This is a genomic window from Ensifer sp. D2-11 (assembly GCF_054161295.1).
Map to the genome: position 1 here is coordinate 27,396 of NZ_CP096433.1, position 23,241 is coordinate 50,636.

At 61.8% G+C, this 23,241-nt stretch carries 18 protein-coding genes; 7 read left to right on the top strand and 11 right to left on the bottom strand.

Going from position 1 to position 23,241, the window contains the following annotated elements; all coding sequences use genetic code 11:
* Window positions 1-32: 32 nt before the first annotated feature.
* Complete coding sequence (locus M1D34_RS00140) at window positions 33-2,027, bottom strand: putative bifunctional diguanylate cyclase/phosphodiesterase (protein WP_013844880.1); 1,995 nt, start codon at window positions 2,025-2,027, stop codon at window positions 33-35.
* Window positions 2,028-2,453: 426 nt separating this feature from the next.
* Between M1D34_RS00140 and M1D34_RS00145 the strand changes: the two genes are divergently transcribed.
* On the top strand, window positions 2,454-3,497 hold the full coding sequence (locus M1D34_RS00145; protein WP_003535701.1) for a class I SAM-dependent methyltransferase: 1,044 nt from the start codon (window positions 2,454-2,456) through the stop codon (window positions 3,495-3,497).
* Between the two features lie 125 nt (window positions 3,498-3,622).
* On the opposite strand, the gene M1D34_RS00150 is transcribed toward M1D34_RS00145, so the two are convergent.
* The 6 genes from M1D34_RS00150 to M1D34_RS00175 all read right to left on the bottom strand — a co-directional run bounded on the left by M1D34_RS00150 (window position 3,623) and on the right by M1D34_RS00175 (window position 11,851).
* A complete protein-coding gene (locus M1D34_RS00150) occupies window positions 3,623-4,831 on the bottom strand; it encodes a tetratricopeptide repeat protein (protein WP_127595857.1) in 1,209 nt (402 codons plus the stop codon).
* 141 nt (window positions 4,832-4,972) lie between these two features.
* Window positions 4,973-5,467, bottom strand: coding sequence for a hypothetical protein (locus M1D34_RS00155; RefSeq protein ID WP_003536777.1), 495 nt, complete (start codon window positions 5,465-5,467; stop codon window positions 4,973-4,975).
* A gap of 98 nt (window positions 5,468-5,565) precedes the next feature.
* The gene (locus M1D34_RS00160) at window positions 5,566-6,918 is read right to left on the bottom strand and encodes an HlyD family type I secretion periplasmic adaptor subunit (protein WP_498780098.1); all 1,353 of its coding nucleotides are present in this window, start codon (window positions 6,916-6,918) and stop codon (window positions 5,566-5,568) included.
* A gap of 2 nt (window positions 6,919-6,920) precedes the next feature.
* Window positions 6,921-9,008, bottom strand: coding sequence for a type I secretion system permease/ATPase (locus tag M1D34_RS00165; protein WP_164835152.1), 2,088 nt, complete (start codon window positions 9,006-9,008; stop codon window positions 6,921-6,923).
* Window positions 9,009-9,111: 103 nt separating this feature from the next.
* Window positions 9,112-11,166: a hypothetical protein gene (locus tag M1D34_RS00170; protein WP_498780100.1), complete on the bottom strand. Its 2,055-nt coding sequence runs from the start codon at window positions 11,164-11,166 to the stop codon at window positions 9,112-9,114.
* A gap of 133 nt (window positions 11,167-11,299) precedes the next feature.
* Entirely contained in the window at window positions 11,300-11,851 is a 552-nt protein-coding gene (locus M1D34_RS00175) for a hypothetical protein (RefSeq protein ID WP_498780102.1), read from the bottom strand.
* Between the two features lie 1,009 nt (window positions 11,852-12,860).
* Here M1D34_RS00175 and M1D34_RS00180 point away from each other — a divergent pair.
* Window positions 12,861-13,649: a helix-turn-helix transcriptional regulator gene (locus M1D34_RS00180; protein WP_498781670.1), complete on the top strand. Its 789-nt coding sequence runs from the start codon at window positions 12,861-12,863 to the stop codon at window positions 13,647-13,649.
* Between the two features lie 92 nt (window positions 13,650-13,741).
* Here the strand turns inward: M1D34_RS00180 and hppD are convergent, their stop codons facing one another.
* The gene (gene hppD, locus M1D34_RS00185; protein WP_498780104.1) at window positions 13,742-14,854 is read right to left on the bottom strand and encodes a 4-hydroxyphenylpyruvate dioxygenase; all 1,113 of its coding nucleotides are present in this window, start codon (window positions 14,852-14,854) and stop codon (window positions 13,742-13,744) included.
* A gap of 130 nt (window positions 14,855-14,984) precedes the next feature.
* On the opposite strand from hppD, the gene M1D34_RS00190 reads away from it, so the two are divergent.
* The gene (locus M1D34_RS00190) at window positions 14,985-15,464 is read left to right on the top strand and encodes an Lrp/AsnC family transcriptional regulator (protein ID WP_003536762.1); all 480 of its coding nucleotides are present in this window, start codon (window positions 14,985-14,987) and stop codon (window positions 15,462-15,464) included.
* A gap of 22 nt (window positions 15,465-15,486) precedes the next feature.
* Here the strand turns inward: M1D34_RS00190 and M1D34_RS00195 are convergent, their stop codons facing one another.
* Window positions 15,487-15,933: a MarR family winged helix-turn-helix transcriptional regulator gene (locus tag M1D34_RS00195; protein WP_028011455.1), complete on the bottom strand. Its 447-nt coding sequence runs from the start codon at window positions 15,931-15,933 to the stop codon at window positions 15,487-15,489.
* 79 nt (window positions 15,934-16,012) lie between these two features.
* On the opposite strand from M1D34_RS00195, the gene hmgA reads away from it, so the two are divergent.
* The 4 genes from hmgA (at window position 16,013) to purU (ending at window position 20,184) form a co-directional block, all read left to right on the top strand.
* A complete protein-coding gene (gene hmgA, locus M1D34_RS00200; RefSeq protein WP_010970302.1) occupies window positions 16,013-17,374 on the top strand; it encodes a homogentisate 1,2-dioxygenase in 1,362 nt (453 codons plus the stop codon).
* A gap of 80 nt (window positions 17,375-17,454) precedes the next feature.
* Entirely contained in the window at window positions 17,455-18,471 is a 1,017-nt protein-coding gene (locus tag M1D34_RS00205) for a fumarylacetoacetate hydrolase family protein (RefSeq protein WP_003536759.1), read from the top strand.
* An 11-nt stretch (window positions 18,472-18,482) separates the two neighbouring features.
* Complete coding sequence (gene maiA, locus M1D34_RS00210; RefSeq protein ID WP_010970301.1) at window positions 18,483-19,136, top strand: maleylacetoacetate isomerase; 654 nt, start codon at window positions 18,483-18,485, stop codon at window positions 19,134-19,136.
* A gap of 163 nt (window positions 19,137-19,299) precedes the next feature.
* On the top strand, window positions 19,300-20,184 hold the full coding sequence (gene purU, locus M1D34_RS00215; protein ID WP_003536756.1) for a formyltetrahydrofolate deformylase: 885 nt from the start codon (window positions 19,300-19,302) through the stop codon (window positions 20,182-20,184).
* 375 nt (window positions 20,185-20,559) lie between these two features.
* Here the strand turns inward: purU and lpdA are convergent, their stop codons facing one another.
* Together lpdA and M1D34_RS00225 are read right to left on the bottom strand one after the other, a co-directional pair.
* The gene (gene lpdA / locus M1D34_RS00220) at window positions 20,560-21,954 is read right to left on the bottom strand and encodes a dihydrolipoyl dehydrogenase (RefSeq protein WP_498780109.1); all 1,395 of its coding nucleotides are present in this window, start codon (window positions 21,952-21,954) and stop codon (window positions 20,560-20,562) included.
* Window positions 21,955-21,960: 6 nt separating this feature from the next.
* Complete coding sequence (locus M1D34_RS00225) at window positions 21,961-23,241, bottom strand: dihydrolipoamide acetyltransferase family protein (protein WP_498780111.1); 1,281 nt, start codon at window positions 23,239-23,241, stop codon at window positions 21,961-21,963.

Genomic DNA, 23,241 nt, shown 5'->3' on the forward strand with positions numbered 1-23,241 from the left:
TTAGGTCGACCCGACCCTAAAAACATCGTGATCTAATGCGGCCTCGCGCGGCTCCGGCGTTTGTCCGTCGGCGGAGGGGTCTGGAAATTTCGCGCAGGCGCGGGTCGCCCCACATGGAAGCCCTGGACGTGGTCGATCCGGAATTGCCGCATGAGCGCGAGCTGTTCCTCCGTCTCGACACCCTCGACCAGGATCTTGTGCCCGCGGTTTCGCACCAGGCCGATAATGTCCCTGAGCATCGCCTTGCCCTTGGGCGTGTCGCAATCGTGAAGGAACGATCGGTCGATCTTCACCGTGTCGAAGTCGATCAGGCGCAGCCATGACAGGCCGGCGAAGCCGGTTCCAAAATCGTCGAGCCATATTCTGATGCCCAGCGTCTTCAAATCGGCGATGCAACGCAGGATATCGGAATGCATCTCCATCTCGAGCCCCTCGGTGATTTCGAAGGCGAGCCTGCTGCCGGCCACTCCGGTTTCGCCGAGAATGGCCGCGACGGAAGCTGCGAAGCCTGGCGATCTGAGCTGGATCGGCGAGACGTTCACGCTGACGACGGGCACATGCTCGCTTGCCAGGAGTTCCTGGCACACCATGCCTATGACCCAGCGGCCGAGATCGAGAATGGCCCCGGTCCTCTCGGCAATCGGCACGAAGAGGCTCGGAGGGACGGACGTGCCATCCAGCATCTTGAGCCGCATCAATGCCTCGACCGCGTCTACCCGGCCGGTGGCGACGTCACGTATGGGCTGATAGACGAGTGAGACGAGATTCTGGTCGATCGCAATTTTCAGGAGCGCGGCGATGTTCTCGCTTTCGTCGCTGCTTTGCGGGTCGTTCGGATCGAAGAGGCGCGCGCAGTTACGGCCGTTGGCCTTTGCCCCGTAGAGAGCGCGATCCGCTTCATGGATCAGCCTCTCGAGCTTCGAACCGATCTGGTTCCGGGTGAAACCCGCGCCGACGCTCACCGTCACGATCGACATGCCGTCGCGGCGCTGTTCGTGCGGCAGCGCGAGCGTCTCGACACTGTGCCGTACGGCTTCCGCCAGATCCGCAGCCTGCTCCCGCGTCTTCAGCCGTGCGAGCACGATGAATTCCTCGCCGCCATAACGGCCGATCGAGCCATCGTACGGCGCGATCGACTCCTTCAGTGCATTGGCAACGAGAACGAGGCAGCGATCGCCTTCCTGATGGCCGTAAAAGTCGTTGTACCGCTTGAAGAAATCGACGTCGATAAGGATTGCTGCGAAGCTCTTCCCGCCTCTTTGCCAGTCGCTCCAATAGTCCCGGAGCTTCTGGTCGACCGCGCGACGGTTGTCGAGGCCCGTGAGCGAATCGGTATGCGACAGCCGCAGCAGCGCTTTTCCGCGGTCCGAGGCTTCCTTCTGCTGGATCTTCGCCTCGAAGGCATTGAGAAAGACCTTGTAGCGCTCCCGGTTGAGCTTCCAGTTCACATAGGACGTGAAGACGAAGCACGAGACGTAGAAGGTTCCGAAGGCGACCTGATAGGACACGCTTTTCGGTATATAGAAAATCAAGGCGAGAAAGAACGTGGCGAGGACGATTCCCGAGGTTACGACCGACAGGCGAAAGTGAAAACTGAAGAATAGATTGGCGCCCATCATGAATATCGCGCCAAAAATCATGTAATAGGAAATACTCTCGGTCTGGCTGGTCATCAGCGACGGGAACAGCCAACCCCAATAGCCCGCCACGAGTGCCCCTGCGCAGGTGAGATCGAACCACTTCGTCTCGGCATCCAGCCGAAACAATGTCTCGATGGCGGCAATCGCCGTAGCGCCCACCGCAAGGCGTGCCAGGATTGCATAAAACGCGACATCCGGAACGAGCAGGATATCCGTGGCCGCGAACAGCAGATAGACGGCCACGGCCACCCAGAGGCCCTGGCGGCTTGCCATCCGGCGCGTGACTTCGCCTTCTCTCCGGTAGAGCGCTTGCAGCTCTACAGATTGCAGTCTGGGCGGCTGCGCCTGCAGATCGATCTCAATTACCTCGGCCAACGTGTGCCTCATGCACCGATCCCAATCGCTTTGCGCCGCCCGCCGCGAGGCTGAAACTCCTTGCGGCGATCGGCGCGTCCTGGATCACGATGATTTAGATCGGATCGACCTGAAACCATGAACGTGATCGATTCTAAAAAGTTGAGACGCGGGGCGCGGGTGGAAAACCGCACACACTTTTCCTTATCCCGCTCTTGTCGTTTCACGCCCCATCCAATCCCAACAAGCCCTACGAAGACAGCCAGAAACGTCCGGCACAATAGTCGAGGCAAATTAAGTTTTGCTGAATTGGCAAAGATCAGAAGAGTGTTCAATAGTGTATTGAAACAATCCAATGGCTGTTTTTATTAACCATATTATTCGAAAACTTGAAACCCGGCTGGCGCGGTGCCGCGTCCTGCGCATAATGTTAACAAACAGTTAACGGATGAGTAACGCGTGAGCCAATTTCAGATCGTACTAGACGGCGAGAGCCTCATTACGCCCGCCGCCATCGCAACCGAATTCAATTCCCAGAGAATCGAGTTTTACGAAGAACAGCTGGCGACAGGAAAGGCCGAGATTGCGCTGATTTTGAACATCGCGCAGCAACAGTTCGGACAAAGGCGAGACCCTGCGGAAATAATACATAGGATTGCCGGGTCTCTTCATGAGGCGCGCAACAAGTATCAGCCGAGCGTCTGGCAGGAGCTGATACCACTGGTGCAGAATCACGCGGTATCGGACTTCTTCCTGCAGGACCCGTTTACGCGCTGGTCGTTCGAAAAGCCCCGAGGTTATTCCGGCGACGCCCAGTTGCTCGACTTCATCTATGGACATCCGAGCATTGCCGGGGAGGTCGCAAAGGCCACGCCGCTCGGGCGAGCGCTCTACGATTACACCAAGGAGGCCTCGTCTTCGGTGGCCGTGCGGGAGCGGCGCGACCTGCTGACGCGCCATGTCGATGAGATTGCGGCGACACGGGGAGGGGAGGCCGAGATCCTGACGATCGCGGCCGGGCACCTGCGCGAGGCCAACCGCTCGGCAGCCTTGCGGGAGGGAAGCCTGAAACGGTGGGTCGCCCTCGATCAGGATCCGCTGAGCGTCGGTTCGATCGCGCGCGACTTCATGGGAACACGCATCGAGGCAGTCGACGGGTCGGTCAAAAGTCTTCTCACCAGGTCACAGGAGCTCGGCCAGTTCGATTTCATCTACGCCGCCGGGCTTTACGATTACCTTACCGAAAAGGTGGCGGTGAAGCTCACGCGCAGATGCCTGGAAATGCTGAAGCCGAACGGGGTCTTCCTCTTTGCCAATTTCGCGCGCGACATCCATGTCGACGGCTACATGGAAACTTTCATGAACTGGGCGCTGCTGCTTCGATCGGAGTTCGACATGTGGCAGATCATCCATGCCAGCGCTGACAGGGAAGCCATCGAAGCGCGCGTGCAGTTCGGTGCAAACCGTAACGTCGTCTACGGCATCATTCAAAAGCGTTCATAAGGCAGAGCGGGAGTGCGTGCGGTTTTCCGCCCGCATCCCCCTCCAACCTGTTGGACTCGTTCACAGCGACTGCGCGCGCCCCGGCAGGGCGCGCCGCTGTGGCGGGGTGCAAACAGGAACCGGCTTCAGTGCTTCAATTTCGAGGCCTTCCAGCCATATGTCGAGGGTGTCGCATGAAGATGGGCCGATGAGCCCGCGGGCAGCAGAGGTGTCAGGAGCGGCTGCGCAGCCGCCGTCAGCCGAATGGCATCCTCGTGCGCTTGCGTCTCCTGTTCCGGCTCCGTCTCTTGCTCCATGCCGGCGATACCCTTCAGGCGGATCAATATCTCCTGTGCCCTTGTCTTGCAGAGGAAGTGGTTCGCGTCATCGGATACGATGTCGTGGAAGCTCTGGAAGGTGGCGATAGCGGCATCCCTTTGGCCTGAAGCCAAGCGCGCGACCGCGAGTTTATAGCGCAGGATGCCTCGATGCGGATAGCGGGCAAGCAGCTCTTGAAACGTCTTGCCCGCCTTGCGGTAGGATGCCTGCGCCATTTGCGTGTCGCCGAGCCAGTGGAGAACGTCGTCCGCGTTCGGCACCGCCGGCAGCAAAGTGCGATAGAGATGCTCCGCCTCCACATAGTCGCCAACGTCGCTCAAGAGATGCGCAAGGCGACAGCGTGCCTCGATATGTCCCGGAACGGTGCGGATCAGCTGCCGATACCCCGCTTCGGCTCCGTCGAAGTCGCCGAAGGCGTGCAGCGCCACCGCCCGCTCCAATACGATGCCGAGGCTGCGGCGATTGAGACAGTCGCGCAGGTTCCTGCCCGTGAGGGTTCTGAGAAGCATACTGCGGAGGCGACGCCCGCAGGCGTCGATCCTCTCTCCCTCGTCGGCGGTGTCGACGCGCGCAAACTCCCCTTCGGGAAAGGCATCGAGCAACCGGTCGAGCCGCGCCGAGGCCGCGCCGCAACGGTCGAACCGGATGCTTGTCCAGTTTTCGGAAGCGAGGATGCCGGCGAATGCGTCTGCCGCCTCGCTTTCAAGGCCAGGTGTGCAGAGGAAACCGGTGCGTCCGGTTCCGTGATTGCCGATCATCAGGATTTCGTCGACGAAGAGTCCCGTGTCCTCGTCCTGAGAGGTCGCCAGCTCGAGCGGCAAGAACGCGTCGTACCGTTTTCCGGCGGCGCGGTGCTTCCAGGCCAGAATGAGCCACCTCTCGCGGTGCGGAAGGTATTCCTGCAGCCAGGGCCAGGAGAGAAAAGCGTGCGCTTCCGGATCTGAACGATATATCTTGTTCCAGTTTCTATGATTTTTTTTAAATTCTTCGATGCAGTCGATAACGTGGACTGTCATTGTCGCCTCTTTGAGGCAGTATACTCGATACTCGCCAAAATCGTTACGTTAGTGAATAATTGAATATAATAATGCTTCTATTCAGTATACACCGTCCAACTGCGCAGGACAACCACCGAGTGCCGGTATTCGGCTGCTCCCCTATATGGAGCGCTCGTCGAAGTTCGGTCTCGATCGAATGAACGTCCACAGACGTTTGCTGATATCGGTGATCTCGCGGACCGCATTGTCGAGACGCGCCATCTCGCGGGCATCGAGCTGCTCGACCTTGCCGTAGCGCACATCCTTCTCGCCTTCGACGAGCCGCATCAGCTGCGTGCTCGAAATCTCGCCCTGCTCGTCGACGGAGTAGATGCAGTGATTGTACTTGTTGCGCATCTTCGATTGCTGCTTCAGGCGCAGGGTTATGGCGAGCACCTCGTCGCGAGTCGCCACGGGGATCCGCGGCAGCTTCGCCAGACGCTCTGTCAGATCGATACGCGCGCGGGTCGTATTCAGCGTCAGGAAAACGACGATGGCCGCGTCCTTTTCCACCCCCAGAAGGTGGGCGATCACGTAGATCAGCAGGCTTTCGGTGTTGGTCCACACGTAGTTCAGGCGACCAACGAGCAAAAGCACATCCTGTGCAGCCGCCATGGCGATCTCCAAGCGGTCCCGAGAATGATGCGCCAGGACCGGATTTGCGCAATTGCATTTTCCGCCGATCGAAACCGGCTTCCATCGATGTCCTGCATTCAGGTCTCCTTGAACGCGCGCGACATGCTGTCTGTGATGGGCTTCGTCAGATATTCGAAGAAGGTGCGCTCCGAGGTGGTGATCAGCACCTCGGCCGGCATGCCGGGCACGGGGTGGAAGCCGTGGATGCGTCCGATCTCGCTCGCCGGCACTTCGACGCGCACGATATAGACGTCGCGCTGCTGGCCGCCGGCTACTTCCTCCTCGATCGAATCCGCCGAGACGTAGAAGACCTTGCCTTTCAGCACCGGCGTCGTGCGGCGATTGAGTGCCGAAAGCCGGATCGTCGCGTCCTCGCCGACCTTGAGCTGATCGATGGCGGTACGCAGCAGCTGCGCCTCGATGATCAGCGGCACATTGGCCGGCAGGATCTCCATGATCGGCTTTCCGCTTGCGATGACGCCGCCGGCCGTATGGAAGTAGCTGCGTACGACGGTGCCGTCGACAGGCGAACGGATGGTGGCGCGGCCGAGCACTTCGGACGCCTCCCGAACCTGCTCGCGTACGCTGTCGAGATCGGCCTCGGCCGCTTCGAGGCCGTCGAGCGCCGCCTGCTTGTTGGTATTGACGGCGATGACCGCCTCCTGGCGGTAGCGGTCGATCTGCGTGTAGCTCTCCTTGACCTCGGATTCGAGCCGGCCGATCTCGCCGATCGCGTCGGCGATCGCGCGGTCCAACGCCATGAGTTCCGGGCGCCGGATCAGGCCCTTGTCGGCGAGCTTGCTCTTGGCCTCCCGCTCCTCGTTGAGAATCTCCAGCTGCCGGTTGAACGATGCCTGCTGCAGAGCGTATCCCCTGGCCCGGAATTCGAGCGAACGGATGTTCTGGTCGATCAGGTTCAGCTGGTCGCGCAGCTTGATCTTCTTGCTCTGAAAATTGACGTTCTGGCTTTCCATGATGGCGCGAACGTCGGGATCGTCGGCCTGTCGGGCGACAATTTGGGGTACGCTGAAGGCGTCTTCGCCCACCGCCTCCGCCCTCAACCGCCCGACGACTGCCTCCAGGCGGAGGCGCTTGAGGTTGAGCATGCGTGCGTTGGCCCGGGCGACCGTCTGGTCGAGCTTCACGAGAATGTCGCCGGCCTTGACCTTGTCGCCCTCGGCGACCAGCAGTTCCTCGATGATGCCGCCTTCCAGATGCTGGACGATCTTGTTGTTGCCGTTGGCGACGAAGCTTCCCTGCGCGATGATTGCCGCGGCGAGCGGTGCCGCGAAAGCCCAGTAGCCGAAGCCGCCGAAGGAGATCGCGATCAGCGCCAGGCCAAGCAGAGTGTGGAGCCGGATCGAACGGGGGACCTCGGCATACCAATCCGCCGGATTTCGAGGTTCGCCGCTCCGCTTGTCGCTTTGCATCGTCACTCTCCGTGAATGCGGGACTGCCCGCGTTCGCCTTCGGCCTTTGCGCCAAGCGCGGCGAGCACCTCGTTTCGGGCGCCGAACATCGCCACGGTGCCTTCGTGCAGCACCATGATCTTGTCGACACATTGCAGGAGAGCAGGGCGCTGCGTGATGGTGACGGTGGTGATGCCCTCCTTCCTGGCATGCAACAGCGCGCGGGCAAGTGCGGCCTCGCCATTGCTGTCGAGGTTCGAATTCGGCTCGTCGAGGACGACGAATTTCGGATTGCCGAAGAAGGCGCGCGCCAGAGCTATGCGCTGTTTCTGACCGCCCGACAGCGGGGCGCCGTCGGCGGCGACCACGGTCTCGTAGCCTTGCGGAAAGGTTGCGATCAGTTCGTGCACGTCGGCGAGCACCGCCGCCTCATAAACCAAGCTGTCGTCGACATCGTCGCGCATGCGGCAGATATTGGCCTTGATCGTTCCCGGGAAGAGCTGGACGTCCTGGGGAAGGTAGCCGATGCTTTCGCCGAACTGGCGCTGATCCCAGTTGCGCAGGTCCATGAGATCGAGGCGGACACTGCCGGACGTGGGCAGAATCGAGCCGACCAGCATCTTGCCGAGGGTGGTTTTGCCGGAGCCGGAATTGCCGATGACCGCAAGCGATTCCCCCTTTGCCAGCGAAAAGGAGATGCCGTTCAGGATCACCCGCTTCTGCGGCGGCGGGACGAAGAGGATGCGCTCGACGTCGAGCCTGCCTTCCGGCTTCGGCAGGCGCAGCCGCGGGAAGTTCAAGGGCGAGGTGAGCAAGAGCTGCCTGATGCGCTGATAGGCGGCACGGGAGTGATTGAGCTGGTTCCAGCCCTCGATGGCTCCTTCGACGGGCGCGAGCGCACGCCCGGCAATGATCGAAGCGGCGATCACCATGCCGCCGGTCAGTTGCCCTTCCATCGCCAGATGCGCTCCCCAGCCGAGAAGCGCCACCTGGGTGAACATCCGCACGGCCCTGGAGGCGCCGGTGAACATTATGTTGCGGTCCTGAGCGTAGACCTGCGCCTTGAGCGAGGCCGCCGTCTCCTGGCCCCACATCCTCACCGCTTCCGGAATCATCGCCATGGCATTGATGATCTGGGCGTTGCGCGCCATCGAGTCGAGATGAAAATTGGCCCGGCCGAGCGAGGCATTGGCTTCGCTGAACGGTTTTGTGGTCGCCTTCTGATTGAGATAGGCGATGACGAAGAGAACCGTACAGCACAGGATGACGATCATGCCGAGTTGTGGCTGTATGAGGTAGACCACGATCACGAAGAGCGGTGTCAGCGGAGCGTCGAGGAAGGCGGTGAGCGTGCCGGAGGTGATGAAGGCGCGAAGTTGCTGCAGGTCGCCCAATATCTGGTAGTCCCGGCCGCTTCCGTGCAGCGAGGCTCGGGCTGCCGCACTGAGGATCGGTGTGCCGAGCTGGACCTCGATTTCGACGGCGGTGCGCATCAGGATGAAGCGGCGGATCGCGTCGAGAATAACCTGGAGCGCCACGGCGCCGAGCACGGCGATCGTCAGCATGACCAGCGTGTCCTGCGAGCGGCTGGTCAGGACCCGGTCGGATATCTGGAACAGATAGATCGGGATGGCCAGGACCAGGACATTGATGGCCAGGGTGAAAGCGATGACGATCAGCATGTTGCGGCGGACAGCGGCCATGCCGTTGTGCAGGCTGGCGGCGAAGTTCGCCGGTCCCATGCGCTTGTGAAGCGTGCTCCGGCCACCGCCGTTTTCACTCGCTTGCCCTTCACCCGTTGCGCTCGGTTCAACCGGGCGAAGGTCGCCTTGCTTCATCGGGCCCGGATCATTGTCGATCGTTCGCGGCAGCCCTGGGGGTTGCCGTCGTCCCACCTTGGGAACCTCGCCCTCGTTGCGGCACGCATCGGTCGATGCCGATGCTTGCTCTCGCTCCGAGAAGCTTGCCGCGGCTGCCTTTCCGTCCGACCCTGACCGCTTTCCGAAGCGTGTGACAGCCTCGGCTTCGGCCGTCCCGGGCAGCTCCAGCCGTGCGACATCGTGGCGCTGCGGCTTGCCTCGCCCGGCATACCACTTCGACATGTCGTTCATGCTCGCTCCCCTGCGCTTGCGCTTGAAGTCGTTTCGGTTCGAACCGTCCAACGGGTCTTCCGCTCGAACCTGTGGAGTCCCAAGGGCTCGAAGCGGATCGGCTTCAAGCCAGTATCGTATGCATGACGTCGCTCCACTGGCTCCCGGACTGGTCGGTGCCGACATCGCCGTCCATGTCTTTGCCTTGCTGCGCCGTATCCTCGCCGATAAAGGCGATGAGTTCGGTCGTCAGACCGCCACTTTCCCGCTGAAGGTCCGGCATCCCGTCGACTATTCCCGATTGAATGAGCACCGCGTCGGAATAGGATCCGCCTCCGACATAGGTCGTCCCGCTGGAACCGTCGAAGTCGATGATTTCGGCGACATTGACGACGGCATTGTTGCCCGTATGCACCGTGACCGAGGCCTCCGATCCATCTTCGAGCACCTTGCCGGCGGCATACGAGACGGCATCGGCGTCGCCGAGAATGCTGACCTGTTGGACGATCGTGATGTCGTAGAGATTGCCGGTGATGAACAGGATGTGCAGGTCGGCATAGCCCTCGAAATCATGGTCGCGCAGGAGTTCGTCCGGCAATGTGCCGTCGCCCTCGCGCATCCGGTCTGCGGCCTCGTGAAAGTAGTCCGGCATCGTCTCGAAGCCGCCGCCGGAGCTCACGTTTTCGATCGAGGCCATGTTCCAGACGAGATTGCCGCCCGTGTCCAGCGTGATGCCGTTGCCGGCGGATATGCCTGCGATCTCGTCATTGTCGTAGAGGATCGAGATCTGGCTGATGACGTTGAGATCGACGAGCCGGCCGCCGACGAGGACCAGATCGTAATGCTCGGCAATGCCGAGGAACGATGCGACGTTCACTGCCGTGTTGCCGCCGCTGAGTACGGTCGTCTCCGCACCCGTCCTGGTGACGGTCAGCCTGTCATTGTCGCTGACGAAGTTGTACTGCTCGATCCAATGGACGAGGGAAAGGTCGCCTTCGACGACATTCACCTGCCAGCTTTTTGGGAATGTCGGAGATTCGGCCGGAATCTCCGGTTCCCCAGGGAGGCTCGCCCCGGATTCTCCTCCCCCGAAGCTTGCTATGTTCAGTGCGACGGTCGTGGTCATCGTCGCGCATGTACCGGAGATGGCGCCGTCGAGCGTGTCCCTGTCGGCATAGACGTAGGATTGCGAGATGACATCGATTTGATGGTAGTCGCCCATCACGGCGGTCACGGGTGCGGCCGCGGCAGTGCCGACGACGCTGGCAACATTGGCGACGACATTGGTCCCCGCGTCGATGTCGAGGTCGCCGTTCTGAAGCGGTTTGTCGAGGGGCGTCTCGGCGGGGTGCGCGGTGTGCTCTCGCCCGGGAAGATTGTCGCGCAGTTCCGGCGCGGTCTCGGCGCGGGTGCCGTTGACATAGGTGCCTTCAATGCGCTCTGCGATGAGAACGGCATCGCCCGACTCGTTCTTCACCAGTTCGTCCGGAGAGGCGGCTTGCGGAAGGTTCTCCGGTCCGCCTGCCGCGGGCGCGGCCGGAACGGCCTGTTGGCTGGTGCCCGCCATGGAGGCAAGTGCTTCAAGGTTCGCCACCCCTGCGGCGATAGAGGAGGGCACATCGGCGGCGCCGATCTGCGCGAAGGGCGAGGCTTCAAGGGCTTCCGCGAGAAAATCTTCGAGCGTTTGGTCGACATGCGTCAGGTTGCGCGGTTCCACAAGCATGCCGGTCAGGTTCACGACATCGTCGTCATGAAGGGTGCTGGCCTGATAGATATGGCTGAACACCGGGTCGGGACCCGCAGGAGGCATCGTACCCGACGCTTCGGGGCCGTTGCCGGAGATGCCGTGGTCCTCCCGGGACCGGACATCCACCTGTCCGGCTTGCGCCGCGCCGGCCGGTTGGTCGAGGTGATGCCGTGACGGGGCGGCATGATCGGCGGAGTCGAGCCGGGCGATGTCGTAAGTCCGGAGTTCGTAGGAGATATCGGGATCGTAGCTTTTCAACGCGAAGTCAGACCGGAAATCAGGCGATTGTACGTAGTCGGAATCTTCCTTTTGCACAGTCTTCGGGGTTTCATATCCCTGCAGGTATTCAAATCTTATACGCGCGTCATCGATAGCCGTGTTGAACAGCCCTATGAAATGCGCAACGATCTCGTTGATCTTCTCCGAGTGCATTGTCCGATCCTTCCCCTTTCCGCAGCAAAGGGTGCCTTCGACCTCTTTTTTTCTTCAAACGGGTACGAGTGAAGGAAACGTGCGGGCGTTCGCCCGCGATCGGTCTTCCCCGTTGCACGGCCGGAGCATCCGGTCATTCGACGTCGCCATCCGACCCCGCCTGGATCACGCCCGGATCGCCAACGGTGGTGCTGACGTCGGCGTTGCTGAGAAGGTTCGCGCCCTGGACGATTTCGTGGTGGAAGTCCGGATTTACCGGGCCTGGCGGCGTCTCCGTCGAGGGTTGGGACGCATCCTCGCCCTTGAGATCCCAACCATCCGGGGCGAGGCCGTCGCCACCAGGCTCTCCGCTACCTGCGCCGGGATCGGCATTGCCGCTCTTGCTGACGTCATAAGCACGGTCCTGATCGGCGAGGCTATTGGCCTGGGCGAGGCTGAACCCGGCTTCGTAGATGCTGGCGCCATTGCCCAGAACATTGTCGACGTCAAGGGAAAAGGAAAAGCCGTCGCCGAGGGAGAAGGCAAAGTCGCCCCCGGCGGTCTCGGTGAGACTGGTGCTGCCACCGGCAACCGATCTGCTGGACGTGTTCGTCGCTACGCCATCGGCAAGCGCACCCGTCTTCAGCTCGTCATCGGCACTGAAGTTGTCGTGGAGCCCAAGATTCTTCTGTGAGGAATCGGGCATAAGCACTTCCTCATAAGAGGGGGAGCCAGCACCGAAACCCTTCATCTTTTATAGGATTCTTGAGGCGCTGGCTCTTTTGGCGGTTTAGCGGAAATGAAATCTTCCGTCTCTGCTTGCAATGTCATTTTAGCGCGATACTAAGCGCCTAAATTTATACGTATGATAAATTCATAGTCATAAGATTTGGCATATAAACGTAAGTATCTATACTTCCGATCTTCTACGCGAAACAACGACCGAAGACGCACAAAATGTTGGTGCGACCATTGGAGTGTGATCTGGAACGCTATTGAGTGAAAGCTACCTATTGTGGTTATGAGACTGGCACCGGCCGTCTCGGAATTTTCGCCTTATATTCGATGCGCCGCAACCGAAGCGCTCGTTTCGAGCGCAGCTCGCGCTTCCCTCGCCATGCCTGTGCATATACATTGATCCAGCCGCTGCGCTAAGCAGCTGAAAATACGCAAGAATGTTGATCGGAGTCGTGCAGGTCGTTTGCCGGGGCCCGCTTGGAACGCGGGAGTGAAGGCCGGCTGCAGGAATCCGTGGCGGAAAGTGCGCCGGCCACCTGCGTCAGCACCCGATCGAGTGTATTGGCCGCGGCCCGCATTACCTTCGCGATAATCCGATGTGAGTATCGACCTGGTCAAACGGAGTGGCGAATACTTGTCCGAGTTACTGCGAAGAACTTCGCGGGACTGACGTGGCGTAAGGTGCGGCACCCCTCAAAACCGAGGGCCCGGCGAAAGGCGCGAGTGGCGTTGCCGATCCCGTACGAATTTCGCGGATTCGCCCAAAATTGGTTCGTTCTTGAACGATTTAGACAGGATTGTGGCCGCCACCTAATCCTTTTGGGCGGTTTTACATCCCCCATATTTACGATACATTAGCCAACATAAATTCTTTTTTTCCAGAAATTTTTTTTATCCAAGCAATTTTCACAACGCGGGCCTTTCTCCACATGGGTAAAAAACCCGTAAAAACCAAGGGGAAGTCCGAGGAGGGGATAATGTATCGTGCGAGTTCGGGGTTGGGCGGGTTCGAAGACAGCAAAAGTGTATTACCGAAAAAAAGCAAAATAGTCATGCTAGCCAGGACGGACCTCTTCGCCGAGTGTCTGACCCAGGCGATCGGCGCGCGTTTTCAGGACCGGGAAGTGGTGCGGCTTTCGGACGCCGACAGCCTTCTGGACGGCAACCTCGTAGATGTGACGCTGGTCATGCTCTACCGCGTGCCGACGGCGAACTTTCCGTCGATCATCAGGATGATCCATGAGTTTCATCCGAAAGCGGCGATCGGCCTGCTGGTCGACAACGCGGAAGGGCTCGACGCGTCGGTTTCGCACCTGGTCGAGGAGGGGATGATCCACGGCGTGTTGCCCCTGAATCTCCACCTCGATGTCTGCCTCACCGCCATCGACCTCCTGATGAAGGGCGGCGAACATTTTCCCGCCGCACTGCTCAGGCGCCTCGCGCCAAAGAATCCTGGAGAGCGGGACCTCGCCACCCGGAACGAGACGGCTTCTGAAAATGTCGATCCGGATCGCAGGAAAGGATTTGGCCAGGTCGTCCTTACGACACGCGAAATCCAGATTCTCGATCTCATCTGCATGGGCACGCAGAACAAGATCATCGCAGATCGCCTCGGGCTGTCCGAAAACACCGTCAAGGTGCATGTGCGCAACATCTACAAGAAGATGAACGTGCGCAATCGCACCGAGGCGGCCTCCCGCTATTTCAGAAACGACGGAGGCATGGGCCCTTCCCTCACGCCCTCGCCGACGCGCTGGCGCAACTGACCGTTCGACCCTAAGACAAGGCTGCCGGGCGGCGTCTCTACGGCGCCGCCCGGCAGCTCTATGTTTCCGGCCATACTGGACATCAGCAGCCGCTATTCCGCGGCCTCGTGGCCAAGGACGCCGCGCCGGATCTGGTCGGCTTCGATCGATTCGAACAATGCGCGGAAGTTGCCTTCGCCGAAGCCCTCGTCGCCCTTGCGCTGGATGAATTCGAAGAAGATCGGTCCGATCACCGTTCGCGAGAAGATCTGCAGCAGGATCTTCGTCATGCCGCCATTCACCACGCCCTCGCCGTCGATCAGGATGCCGTGTGTCCTCATCCGGTCGATCGGCTCGTCGTGGCCGTGAACGCGCTGATGGGACATTTCATAATAGGTTTCCGGCGGCCCCGGCATGAACTTCAGGCCGTTTTCGGCGAGTTTGTCGGTCGCATCGTAGATCGCCTCGGTACCGACGGCGATGTGCTGGATGCCTTCGCCTTTGTACTTCTTCAGATATTCCTCGATCTGGCTCGTGTCGTCCTTCGATTCGTTCAGGGGAATGCGGATCTTGCCGCAGGGCGAGGTAATCGCCCGGCTGACGAGGCCGGTGATGCGGCCATCGATGTCGAAGAAATGGATCTGCTTGAAATTGAACAGTTCGCGATAGAAGGCCCACCACTTGTCCATGTTGCCGCGATAGACGTTGTGGGTCAGGTGGTCGAGATAGTAGAAGCCGACGCCGGCCGGCTTCGGATCACGCTCTCCCAGCCATTCGAACTCGGCGTCATAGGCCGATCCCTTTTCGCCGTAGGCTTCCACGAAATAGAGAAGCGAGCCGCCGATGCCGACGATCGCCGGCACGTCCAGGCACTTGTCGTTGCCGGTATAGGCTTCGGCGCCCTTGTCGACGGCGTGCTCGAAAGCATGCTTCGCGTCGACGACGCGCCAGGCCATCGACGGGGCGCAGGGCCCGTGCTCGCCGACGAAGCGCATTGCATGCGATCCGGCTTCCGCATTCAGGACATAGTTGATATCGCCCTGCCGCCAGACGGTGATGTCCTTGGACTTGTGCCTGGCGACCGGCGTATAGCCCATACGGCCGAAGAGCTCCGCAAGCTTCTCCGGCTCCGGGTGGGCGAACTCCACAAACTCGAAACCGTCCGTCCCGGCGGGGTTCTCCGCCGAAATCGCGGGGGGCGGTGCGTCATGTGGGAACGGGCCCATCGTCAGTCTCCTCTTATCCTCCAAACTCTGCTGGATTATGGCGCAGTTTCGATGCATGGTGCTTGTATTCTTGCGTGATTCAGCAGGATCGGCGCATGAATTGTGCAGAGAAGCGTTTGAGGGTGCATGAATGGAGCTGCTTGACGGATTCGATCTCAAGATCCTGAGCGAACTGCAGCGCGACGGTCATCTGACCAACAACGAATTGTCCGAGCGCGTCGCGCTGTCTCCTTCGCAATGTTCGCGCCGGCGTACGCGCCTGGAGGCGGAAGGCTTCATCACCGGCTACCAGGCGCAGATCGACCGTCAGAAGCTGGGGCTCGATCTGATGGTGGTGATTTCGGTCACGCTGGCCACGCACAATCGCGACAATGCCAAGCGTTTCGCCAATCTCGTTTCGGCTCTGCCGGAGGTGCTGGAGGCCTACGCGCTGACTGGTGAAATGGACTACCATCTGCGCGTCGTGACGCCGGATCTTGCCGGGCTCTCCCGCTTCGTCAACGAGGTGCTCCTGCCGCATGACAGCGTGCAGCACGTCAAGACATCGATCGTACTGGAGACGCTCAAGAGTTTCGAGGGGCTGCCGATACCGGCGCGGATGAAGGGGTAAGCGTTAACCGTCCGCACCTTTGCTAGCGGTCATTGATCGCCCGCTCCACGGCGCCCAGGCCCTGCGAGAGCGCCTTCATATTCTCTGCCCCAAGCACGGAATGCAGCTCCGCCTGATAGTCGCTCGCAAGCTCGGTCAGCTCCCTATAGGCCTGCCGGCCCGCCGGCGTCAGCGCCAGATGCTCGAAACGGCGGTCCCGCCCGTCCTCCTCGCGCTTCAGCCAGCGGCGCTGCTCGAGGCTGAAGACCGCGCGGCTTACTTTCGTCTTGTGCATGGTGGAGTGCGCGCCGATTTCGGTTGCCGTCATGCTGCGGCGGGAGCTGCCGAGTGCCGCAAGCGTTCTCCATTCCGGGCGCGTCAGCTGGTATCGCGCTTTGTATTGTGCGGCAAAACGGAGGGCGACGAATTCCGCCGCCCGGTTCAGCCGATAGGGCAGGAAGTTCTCCAGTTCGAACCGCTCCTCGGCCATGGCTTTCCTTCCTTGATAGTTACAAAACAGACAGTTACGCTTGTAACTAATATAGCGAAGGAATGAGGAGGCTCAAGCCATGTTGGAGAAGGCGGAAAAACAGCGGCGGGCAGGTTCGGGTCAGCAGCGCGCAGCCGGCTATATGCCTGGATTCGGCAACGACTTCGAGACGGAAAGCCTGCCCGGAGCGCTGCCGCAGGGGCAGAACAGCCCGCAGAAATGCAATTACGGCCTTTATGCCGAACAGCTTTCCGGCTCACCCTTTACGGCACCCCGCGGCACGAACGAGCGCTCCTGGCTCTACCGGATCCGACCGAGCGTCCGCCACACCGGACGCTTCCGCAGGGTCGACTATCCGCATTGGAAGACAGCGCCGCATGTGGGCGAGCATTCCCTGGCGCTCGGGCAGTTGCGCTGGAGCCCTTTGCCGGCGCCCTCGGAAGCGCTGGACTTCCTTCAAGGCATCCGCACGATGACGACGGCGGGCGACGCGCTGACGCAAGCCGGCATGGCCGCGCATGCCTATGCCTTCAATGCCGACATGGTGGACGACTATTTCTTCAACGCCGACGGCGAGTTGCTGATCGTTCCCGAAACGGGCGCGATCCAGGTTTTCACCGAACTCGGCAGGATGGACGTGGAGCCGTCCGAAATCTGCCTCATACCGCGCGGCATGATGTTCAAGGTCACTCGCCTCGGAGAGGAGAAGGTCTGGCGCGGTTACATCTGCGAGAATTACGGCGCGAAGTTCACGCTCCCGGATCGCGGCCCGATCGGCGCCAATTGCCTTGCCAATCCGCGCGACTTCAAGACGCCGGTCGCCGCCTACGAGGACAAGGAAACCCCCTGCCGGGTACAGGTGAAGTGGTGCGGCTCGTTCCATATGGTCGAGATCGGCCATTCGCCGCTCGACGTCGTTGCCTGGCACGGCAATTACGCGCCCTACAAATACGACCTCAAGACCTTCTCGCCCGTCGGCGCGATCCTGTTCGACCATCCCGATCCGTCGATCTTCACGGTGCTGACGGCGCCTTCGGGAGAGGAGGGGACGGCCAATGTCGACTTCGTCATATTCCCGCCCCGCTGGCTGGTCGCCGAACATACGTTCCGCCCGCCCTGGTATCACCGCAACATCATGAGCGAGTTCATGGGTTTGATCTACGGGCGCTACGATGCGAAGGAGGAAGGATTCGTTCCGGGCGGCATGAGCCTGCACAACATGATGCTGGCGCACGGGCCGGACTTCTCCGGGTTCGAGAAGGCTTCCAACGGCGAGCTGAAGCCGGTGAAGCTCGACAACACCATGGCTTTCATGTTCGAGACCCGCTTCCCTCAGCAGCTGACGACGTTTGCCGCAGAGCTCGACACGCTGCAGGACGACTACATGGATTGCTGGTCCGGCCTCGAACGGAAATTCGACGGCACGCCTGGAATCAAGTGACTTCCGCCGCCGAACCGTGACATGCTGCAAATATCCGCGCCACCCGGCGAGGATCAACAACGCATCGGGAACACCACTCCATGAAACTCGCGACGCTGAAAGATTCCACCCGCGACGGCAAGCTCGTCGTGGTCTCGAAAGACCTGACCCGCTGCTCCGAGGTGGGTCATATCGCCCGCACGCTGCAGGCTGCGCTCGACGACTGGGCGCATGCGGGTCCGCGGCTGGAGCGCGTCGCCGAGGGGATCGAGACCGGGGCGCAGCCGACCATGCGATTTCATGAGCACGACGCAGCCTCGCCGCTGCCGCGTGCCTTCCAGTGGGCGGACGGTTCGGCCTATGTCAATCATGTCGAGCTTGTCCGAAAGGCGCGCAATGCCGAGATGCCGGCAAGTTTCTGGACCGATCCGCTGATCTATCAGGGCGGTTCCGACAGTTTTCTCGGCCCACGCGATCCGATCCTGATGGCCGACGATGCCTGGGGCATCGATATGGAAGGCGAAGCCGCTGTCATCGTCGACGACGTGCCCATGGGTGCGACGCTCGATGAAGCAAAGGCCGCGATCCGCCTAGTCATGCTCGTCAACGACGTCTCCCTGCGGGGCCTCATTCCCGGAGAACTCGCCAAGGGCTTCGGCTTCTATCAATCGAAGCCGTCCTCCGCCTTCTCGCCGGTCGCGGTGACGCCGGAGGAACTCGGCGAAGCCTGGGATGGCGGGAAGCTGCATCTGCCGCTTCACGTCGATCTCAATGGCGAGCCCTTCGGGCGGGCCAATGCCGGTATCGACATGACCTTCGATTTTCCGCAGCTGATCGTGCACGCCGCGCGAACGAGGCCGCTTTCGGCCGGCACGATCATCGGCTCGGGCACCGTTTCCAACAAGCTCGAGGGCGGGCCGGGCAGGCCGGTTTCGGAAGGCGGGGCCGGCTATTCGTGCATCGCGGAATTGCGCATGATCGAGACGATTGAAGGCGGGGCGCCGAAAACGCAATTCCTGAAATTCGGCGATGTCGTCCGCATCGAGATGAAGGATCGCACCGGCCATTCGATTTTCGGCGCCATCGAACAGAAGGTCGGAAAATACGAGCGCGGCTGAGGCCGGGCAGGGTGGAGACGGGTGTGGCGAACGAAACCGTGCTTTACGACTATTGGCGCTCGTCGGCGAGCTACCGGGTGCGGATCGCCCTCAACCTGTGCGGCGAAGCCTATCGCTCCGTCCCGGTCGACCTGCTCGCAAAGGCTCATCGCGCGCCGGAGCATCTCGCCCGGAATCCGCAGGGATTGGTGCCGGTGCTCGACATCGACGGCGAGCGCCTCACCCAGTCGCTCGCCATCATCGAATATCTTGCGGAGACGCGGGATGGGACGGGTCTCCTCCCGGCCCATCCCATCGACCGGCAACGCGTCCGCGCGCTTTCCTATGCCGTGGCGATGGATATCCATCCCGTCTGCAATCTCGGCGTGGTCGCCCGTGTGATGGCGGGCGCGGGCGACGGCGAGGCCGCGCGGCGCGAGTGGATGCAGAAATTCATCGGCGAGGGTCTCGCTGCCTTCGAGCGTATGCTGGACCACCCCGCGACCGGTGCATTCTGCCATGGCGATCGTCCGACGATGGCGGATCTCTGCCTTGTGCCCCAGGTCTACAATGCGCGGCGCTGGGATGTCGATCTTGCGGCCTGCCCGCTTCTGGTCGCCATAGATCGCCGCTGCGCCGGCATCGACGCCTTCCAGAGGGCGCATCCCGACCGCGCAAAACCTTAGATCCCCGTCGGGATGCGATTTCGTCATTCCGGACCTCGTGTGGCCTGTTCCGCCAAGCCGATGTCGCGAATGGATCGGCGGGCCGCAGATCGCCAAGCTAGTTTTTGCGCGACTGCCCGTGTAAGGGGGCGCGTGGGAACACCTCAAAACGAGAGATTCATCGATGAAGAGCTATGTGCTGACCGTCAGCTGCAAATCCACCCGCGGCATCGTCGCCGCCATCACCGGCTATCTCGCCGAAAAGGGCTGCTATATCAGCGACAGCTCGCAGTTCGACGATTTCCAGACGGGCCTGTTCTTCATGCGCCTCACCTTCATCAGCCAGGATGGCGCCAAGCTCGAAGAGCTGCGCGAAGGCTTCGAGCCGGTGATCAAGCGCTTCGAGATGATGATGGAGATCCGCGATTCCGAGGAGCGCATGAAGGTGCTGCTCATGGTGTCGCGCTTCGGCCATTGCCTGAACGATCTTCTCTATCGCTGGAAGATCGGGGCGCTGCCGATCGACATCGTCGGCGTCGTTTCCAACCACTTCGACTACCAGAAGGTGGTCGTCAACCACGACATCCCCTTCCACCACATCAAGGTGACGAAGGAGAACAAGCCCAAGGCCGAAGCCCAGCTGATGGATGTCGTCGAGCAGACCGGCGCCGAACTGATCGTGCTGGCCCGCTACATGCAGGTGCTTTCGGACGCGCTCTGCAAGAAGATGTCGGGGAAGATCATCAACATCCACCACTCCTTCCTGCCGTCGTTCAAGGGGGCGAACCCCTACAAGCAGGCCTATGAGCGCGGCGTGAAGCTGATCGGCGCGACGGCGCATTACGTCACCGCCGATCTCGACGAGGGTCCGATCATCGAGCAGGATATCGCCCGCATCACCCATGCGCAGTCGGCCGAGGATTATGTCTCGATCGGCCGCGACGTCGAAAGCCAGGTGCTGGCCCGGGCCGTGCACGCCCATATCCACCACCGCTGCTTCATCAACGGCAACCGCGTCGTCGTCTTCCCGCCGAGCCCGGGTTCCTACGCCTCGGAACGGATGGGGTGATCGTCAATCCTTGCCAACATTGGCATTACAGCGCCGCGCGTCTTATCAGACGCGCAAAGGTGGCTGTAAACATGCAGTAGCGGTCACCCACCCCCTCAACCGCCTGCCGGCACCTTCTCCCCGCAGGCGGGGAGAAGGGATATGCCGCGCCCGCTCGCTCCCTCGAACGGGCGGGGAATGCGGGATTCAGTTGGCGCCGCTTGTCCCTTCTCCCCGCTTGCGGGGAGAAGGTGGCGGCAGCCGGTTGAGGGGCAATCCCGACCGAGGGAGGTTGAGGCGGTTGGGTTCCCGAGGGATGAGCAGTATCCGCCGCGCCAGCCCGCAAGACGTGCGTGCATGCCGTAGGCGGCGCGCGGGAGGGGTTCGGGCGTCGCTTCAAATATGCAGAGCGTGCCCCAACGTCTTGAGGGCTGCCTCCTGGAAGGCTTCCGATTGGGTCGGATGCGCATGTATGGTGCCGGCGATGTCCTCCAGCCGCGCGCCCATCTCGATCGCCAGCGCAAAAGTCGCCGAAAGTTCCGAAACGCCGTGGCCGACAGCCTGGATGCCGAGGACCAGGTGATTGTCGGCGCGGGCGATGACCCGCACGAAGCCGTCCTCGGAGAGCGTCGTCATGGCGCGGCCGTTTGCCTGGAAGGGAAATTGGCCGATCTTGACGTCGATGCCGGCGGCGCGCGCCTCTTCCGGCGAGAGGCCGGCGCCGACGATTTCCGGGTCGGTGAAGCAGACCGCCGGAATGCAGCGCTTGTCCCAGCTCCGCTTATGCCCGGCGACGATTTCCGCGACCATTTCGCCTTGTGCCATCGCCCGGTGCGCAAGCATCGGCTCGCCGGTCACGTCGCCGATCGCATAGACGCCGCGCATCGAGGTGCGGCATTGGTCGCCGATGCGGATGAAGCGGCCTGAGCGGTCGAGGTCGATTTCCTCCAACCCCCAGCCATCCGTCACGGGCCGGCGGCCGACGGTGACGAGGACCTTCTCCGCCGGGACCTCGAAGGCGCGGCCGTTCTCCTCGGCAAGCAAGCCCCGCCGATCGGCGGAGAGCCGTTTGGCCGCGGTGCGGGTGAAGACCTCCACACCGAGATCGCCGAGCCGCTTCATCACCGGCTTCGAGAGATCGGCATCGTATTGCGGCAGGATCCGGTCCAGCGCTTCGAGCACGGTGACCTTGGAGCCCAGCTTGGCAAAGGCGGTTCCGAGTTCGAGACCGATATAGCCGCCGCCGATGACCGCGAGCGTCTGCGGCACGTCCGTCAGCGCCAGCGCTTGGGTTGAGGAAATGACGCTTCCGCCGAAGGGGAGGTCGGGAAGCTCGACCGGCGCCGAACCGGTCGCGATTACGATTGCTTCCGCCCGAATGCGCTGGAGCCCGGTTTCCGTCTCCACATCAACGGTCTTGCCGTCGACGAAGCGCCCTTCGCCGATGACCGCCTTGACGCCCGCCTTCTTCAGGAGCCCCGTGACCCCGCCGTTCAGCCGTCCGACGATGCCGTCCTTCCAGGCGATCGTTCGCCTGAGGTCGATCGCCGGAGCACTCAAGGAAAGGCCGAGCGGGCTCTTGCCCGAGGCAGCCGCGCGCAGCCTGTGATATTCGTCCGCCGCATGGATCAGCGCCTTCGACGGAATGCAGCCGACATTCAGGCAGGTGCCGCCGGCCTTCGCTTTCTCGACGATCACCGTGTTGACGCCGAGCTGGCCGGCGCGGATCGCCGCGACATAGCCGCCGGGTCCGGCGCCGAGAACCAGGAGCTTGCAGGAGATTTCCTTCATGGACGCCTATCCTTCAACGAAAATCAGCGCCGGCGTTTCGAGCAGCGTCTTCAGGCGCTGGACGAAGACCGCGGCATCCCAGCCGTCGATGACCCGGTGATCGAAGCTCGACGAGAGATTCATGATCTTGCGCGGGACGAATTGTGCGCCGTCCCAGACGGGACGCACGGCGATCTTGTTGACGCCGACGATCGCCACCTCCGGATGGTTGATGACCGGCGTCGAAGCGATTCCGCCGATAGCGCCGAGCGAGGAGATGGTGATGGTCGAGCCGGTGAGTTCGTCGCGCGTCGCGGTTCCGGTACGGGCGGCGTCCGCCAGCCGGTTGAGCTCGGCCGCGCAGTCCCATATTCCGCGAGCCTCGGCATGGCGCACCACCGGAACGGTCAGGCCGGCGGGCGTCTGGGTGGCGATGCCGATATGGACGGCGGCGTGGCGGTGGATGATGCCGGCATGGTCGTCGAAAGTGGCGTTGACGCCGGGCTGCTCGGCGACGGTCTTTGCCAGCGCGCGCATCAGGAAAGGCAGGATCGTGAGCTTGGCCTGCTCGGGCTTGCGGTCGCGGTTCATCGTCGCGCGCAGATCCTCGAGCGCCGTCATGTCCACCTCTTCCACATAGGTGATGTGGGGGATGCGTGAGGTGGAGAGCGACATCTTCTCGGCGATCCGGCGCCTGAGGCCGGTCATCCTGACCTCCTCGACGGCGGTCTTGCGGACGAGGCCGGTCTGAGCCAGCAGCGGCTCGGCGCCACGGCTGATGAAGAGATCGAGATCCTCATGGGTGATCCGGCCGGCCGGCCCGGTGCCGGCTACCTGCCTGAGATCGATGCCGCTCTCTCTGGCGCGCAGCCGCACCGCCGGGGAGGCGAGCGGCTTTGCCGAAAGATCCGGCGCTTCGCGCGGCGCCGGTGCGGGTTTCGGCGCAGGCTTTTCAGGCTGCGGCGGCGCCTTGGCCTCGGGCCGGGAGGAGACGGCGACGGGCTCGTCCAACACCTTTTCGGCCAGCGCCTCCGGGACGCTGTCCGGGGCAGCTTCGCCCGCCTCGCCGGCGGTCTCGATCCTGACCAGCGGCGCCTTCACCGCGACCGTGTCGCCGACCTCCGCCCCGAGCCACAGGACCTTGCCGGTGACGGGCGAAGGGATTTCGACCGTCGCCTTGTCGGTCATGACGGCGGCAAGCACCATGTCTTCGCGCACCGGGTCGCCGGGCTTCACATGCCATTCGACGAGCTCGGCCTCCGCGACACCTTCACCGACATCCGGCATCTTTATGATGAATTCACCCAC